The following is a 2,272-nucleotide window of genomic DNA, read 5'->3' as shown; positions in this document are numbered from 1 at the left end:
ATTACGGCTTCTTTGATTACAACCATGCGTTTATTAAATCCAGCTTCTTCAACTCGGCTTCTGACGTATGGACTTATGGTTTTGGAGCGGACGCTCTCTATAACTTCATCAACGATAAAGCCACCAACTTTTTAGGCAAAAACAACAAGCTTTCTGTGGGGCTTTTTGGAGGCATTGCGTTAGCGGGGACTTCATGGCTTAACTCTGAATACGTGAATTTAGCCACCATGAATAACGTCTATAACGCTAAAATGAATGTGGCGAATTTCCAATTCTTATTCAACATGGGAGTGAGAATGAACCTCGCTAGATCTAAGAAAAAAGGCAGCGATCATGCCGCTCAACACGGCATTGAACTAGGGCTTAAAATCCCTACCATTAATACGAACTACTATTCCTTTATGGGGGCTGAACTCAAATACAGAAGGCTTTATAGCGTGTATTTGAATTATGTTTTCGCTTATTGACGTTTAGCTCTTTGTGGAACTCTCTTTTTAAACCCTCTTTTTTGGGGGGTTTGTTTTGAACCCTTTGTTTTTTGGGGGGTTTGTTTTTTTGTTTTTTTAAACTCTCTTTTTTAAGGGGTTTCTTTTTTGAACCCTCTTTTTTTGAACCCTTTGTTTTAGGGGGCTTCTTTTTTTGAACCATTTGTTTTAAATTCTTTGTTTTTGAACTCTTTGTTTTTTGAACTCTTTGTTTTGAATTTTTGAACCTTTTTTTGAACCCTTTGTTTTAGGGGGGCTTCTTTTTTTAAGGGGTTTCTTTTTTAAACCCCCTTTTTCTTTAAACCCCCTTTGTTTTTTAAACTCTCTTTTTAAACTCTCTTTTTAAACTTTCTTTTTTAAGGGATTTCTTTTTTTGAACTTTCTTTTTTAAGGGATTTCTTTTTTAAAAGCCTTTCTTTTTTTGGGGGTTTGATCTTTTTCTTTTTACTGATCCCCACTGCTTTCGCTTTTTAATCTTTAGTTTTTATTTTTGGGGGGGGGTTGATGAAAAATCCTTTTTTAGTATTTTTTATAACCAATGATAAAAGAGCTTGCCAAAAGCAAGCGATAATTTTAAAAATGAAAAAATCTTTTTTAGTATTTTTGGTATTATTTAGTAGAAAACTTGACGCTACTTTAAGCGATAGTTTTTAAAAAGCGCTTCTTTTTGGGGGTTTAGTGGGGTTAAAAGGGGGAGAATGGTTTCAAATACTTTCTATCTTTTTAAGAAAATAAAACAAAACTTAATAAAATGATTTTTATTATAAAATCAAATCTAAAACGATTATTTTTCACTCACAGAACTTTTATTCTTTTAAACTTTTTTAAAATTTTTTACTAAAAGATCTTTTAATCTTTTCACTGATTTTTCAATCCGCTTCTTTTTAATCTTTTGATCTTTAATTTTTTAATCTTTAATCTTTTCATTAACTTCCCAATCCGCTTTTCAATCTTTAAGTTTTGATTTCTAGCTTTTTAATCTTGCTCTATCGCTTGCGCTATAATGAGCTGATATTTTTAAAAAAGGAATAAAGCATGCCAAACACCACCGCAGAAAAAGACTACACAAAATACAGCGAAAAACAGCTTTTTAATTTAATCCATCAATTAGAGCGAAAAATCAAAAAGATGCAAAATGATAGAGTTTCTTTTAAAGAAAAAATGGCTAAAGAATTGGAAAAAAGGGATCAAAACTTTAAGGATAAAATAGACGCGTTAAATGAACTCTTGCAAAAAATCAGCCAAGCTTTTGATGATAAAAGAGATTGCTGTTTGGGGCGCAAGATCCCAAACATTCAAACGCAACAAGCCATGAGGGATGTGGTGAATGGGGTTAATCTCACTCAAATTGATAGTTTAGATGTTCTTACAAACGAGTTAAAAAGAGAAAATAATAAAGGTTTTGAAAATGTATGCTTTAGCGTTTGATTTAAAGATTGAGATTTTAAAAAAAGAATACGGAAGAACCCTACAATAAAGCCTATGATGATTTAAGGCAAGAATTAGAGCTATTGGGGTTTGAAAACACTCAAGGGAGCGTTTATGTTAATTATTCTAAAGAAAACACTCTAGCGCAAGTCTATAAAGCAATCAATAAACTCTCTCAAATTGAGTGGTTTAAAAAGTCTGTTAGGGATATTAGAGCGTTTAAGGTAGAGGACTTTAGCAATTTTACTGAGATTGTGAAATCCTAGCGTTTAGCCAAATTTTTAAAATTCTTGGCACTTATAGAGTGAAAAGCAACGCTTTTTTATGGCTTAGGCAGTCATAGCGAGTTGTTTTGTAAA

The 2,272-nt window shown here is 32.3% G+C and carries 2 protein-coding genes and 2 pseudogenes; all 4 read left to right on the top strand.

What is annotated here, in order from left to right:
* On the top strand, positions 1-467 hold a 467-nt coding region (locus H7N67_RS07815; protein ID WP_187939610.1), incomplete at its 5' end, for an outer membrane protein.
* A 491-nt stretch (positions 468-958) separates the two neighbouring features.
* Positions 959-1,139 (top strand): annotated as a pseudogene (locus H7N67_RS08230) (hypothetical protein).
* A 381-nt stretch (positions 1,140-1,520) separates the two neighbouring features.
* Entirely contained in the window at positions 1,521-1,913 is a 393-nt protein-coding gene (locus H7N67_RS07810; RefSeq protein ID WP_165543159.1) for a type II toxin-antitoxin system HP0895 family antitoxin, read from the top strand.
* Positions 1,894-2,179, top strand: a pseudogene (vapD, locus tag H7N67_RS07805) (endoribonuclease VapD). Before H7N67_RS07810 ends, vapD begins: the two are co-directional and overlap by 20 nt.
* The last annotated feature ends 93 nt before the right edge of the window (positions 2,180-2,272 follow it).

This window comes from Helicobacter pylori (genome assembly GCF_014498195.1).
GTDB classification, from domain to species: Bacteria; Campylobacterota; Campylobacteria; order Campylobacterales; family Helicobacteraceae; genus Helicobacter; species Helicobacter pylori_DO.
The sequence above is the reverse complement of the archived record's forward strand: the minus strand, read 5'-3'. Positions and strand labels throughout refer to the sequence as shown.